This window comes from Vibrio sp. 1-2 (7-a) (assembly GCF_013048515.1).
Classification (GTDB): Bacteria; Pseudomonadota; Gammaproteobacteria; order Enterobacterales; family Vibrionaceae; genus Vibrio; species Vibrio diabolicus.
Genome location: NZ_VHSQ01000026.1, coordinates 1 through 2440, shown reverse-complemented (window position 1 = coordinate 2440; position 2440 = coordinate 1). Strand labels below are relative to the sequence as shown.

General features: G+C 31.8%; 1 protein-coding gene. It reads left to right on the top strand.

Translation table 11 applies throughout. The annotated features are described in order from the left end of the window. The first annotated feature begins 163 nt into the window (after positions 1-163). A complete protein-coding gene (locus FKN08_RS23575) occupies positions 164-2179 on the top strand; it encodes an insecticidal delta-endotoxin Cry8Ea1 family protein (RefSeq protein WP_170892981.1) in 2016 nt (671 codons plus the stop codon). The last annotated feature ends 261 nt before the right edge of the window (positions 2180-2440 follow it).

Below are 2440 nucleotides of genomic sequence, written 5' to 3'. Positions count from 1 at the left end.
CAAAGCCGATTTAGGAAGAAAAACCTAGTGATAACTCCAATATGTTATTAGAAGGTTAAAAAATGATTGCAATTAGGTGCATATGATTCTATTTTAAACAGTGAGTTGCTTAGCAACTGTTGGACTTAAAGTTTATACTGACTATCTTAAATGGAGTTATATTATGACTACTGATTCAAGTTTTTGTAATGTCTTAGCAAATAGCCCTTCTCAAGACTCGTCCAGTTTTGATTCATTTTCCAGTACTTTTAATCAGTTAACTGACGCTTGGAAAACATTTTCTAAAAATGGAGATTTAAAAGTATTAAACGAACACCTTAAGTTAGCATGGGATACTTCACAAACTGGTCAGGTTGACTTTACAGCTTTAGCAAGAGCATCAATATCTTTGATAGGGCTGGTACCTGGTGCAGGACCCGTACTTCCATTTATTAACATGTTCACAGGTTTTATTTTTCCTAAAATATTTGGCGGTTCTTCTGGTGAAGATGCAAATCAAGCATATTTCGAACTTATTATGAAACAAGTTAAAAGTCTTGTTGATAATGAGTTTAGAGATTTTACCTTAAATGATTTAACAAGTTATCTTAATTCAATCGAAGGTGCATTAAAGGAATTCCAAAGGGAGATGCAAGTCGCTATCGGTAATTCGGAAGGTCCGGATGTCGGGATCCGAGCGGCAGAGGATATAAGTAAAGATAATTTTTATCGTGTAAACAGACAGTTTTATGATGCAAAGCAAACCATTGAAGACGCATTGCCTCATTTTAAAAATCCAAAGCTATCAAAAAATGATGCTGATTTTAATGCAGAAACGGTAATGTTAACCCTACCAATGTATACAAATGTTGCAACTTTGGATCTTATACTAATACAAGGGTATATTACATTTGCAACTAAGTATAAATCAACACTGGATGAAAGTAAGGAGATAAATTCACTGCGAGGACTATTACAAACAAGAATAAAAGAATATACAGAAACAATATCTGATACTTTCTATAGATTTTTACCATCACTAACAAAAGACAGAAAAGATTCTTACATAAAATATAACCGCTATGTTCGCTGTATGACTCTTCAGTGCTTTGATATTGTATCAACTTGGCCAGCGTTAGATGATGCATACTACTACAATATCAGTTTTAAATCTGATCAAACTCGTTTAGTATTTAATGATATCGTAGGTCCATGGGAAGGCAATGACAACATAGTTATAAATGTTATAGATATTTTCAGTCCTGTGTCTTATGGCATCGGGTTTAAGGAAAGTTCAGATGTAAGAAATTTTACATATAAAAAAATGGAATTAAATTCTGCTGGATTTAACAACTATTTCCATAAAACTAAAGGTGTAGAACATGGTTATTGCAACGGGATTAAATTGCAATATGGCAATACAACAATATCGGCTGGTGAAAACAATTCACTATCTACAGTTAGCAGTCCAATGACTTATATTAACGTCACCTCTCAAAATTCAATGTATTTGGATTATAGTCTAGTATCTGTTGACGGAAATTCAGTAGCTGGTTCATCTCCAATAGGAAATAGATCAACATCCCAAAATACAGCACTCAGCAACCAAAAAATAAATGCGATATATCCTGTTCAATCAAACGACAAACCAGAAAAACATGCAGATAACTATATGAAATGGGGATTTATAAGTAGTCATGTTCCTTTTGATCTATACCCCGAAAACTATATTGGAGATTTAGACGAAGAAAATAATGTAATACATATCATCAAAGGCTTCCCTTTAGAAAAGGGAGATTTTAATACTGAAGTGAGATGTGTAAACGAACCAATCAACAGTGCTTCCGCTGTGAATCTTAAGCAGAATCAAACAGTTACATTGAAAATTATAAATAATATAACTCATAATTACAAAGTGCGGGTTCGTTATGCTTGTGATCAAGATGTCTTATGTAGTGTCTCTGTATCTAATAACAATTGGTGCATTGACCAAGATACAATTGTCTTTCCGAACACCAAGGATCCACACCATGATAATCCCCCTAGAATGTTTGTCTCTGGTAAAACTGGAAATTACGTTTTAAAGAACATTTTAAATTTTAATGTATACAAGGAATTGAAGGAGGGTACAGTTCATATTTCTATAACTAATAAAAATGAACATGATATATTCTTAGACCGAATTGAAGTGATCTCGTAACATAAACATAAATCACTAAACTCTAATTTTATATATAATATTATCGAAAGGGAACACTTCTATTAGTGTTCCCTTTATATATTTATCTATATAATATTACAATGAGAAAAAATCATCCATTAGATTTATAAAATAAATATATATCACTCAACTATATCCATTAATTCTATTTTAAATACCTATAATTAAATGTTTTCGTCATCGTAAAAAACTATATCTTTATTGATATTCGATTAATATCGAGGCTTTGTTGCTTAATTA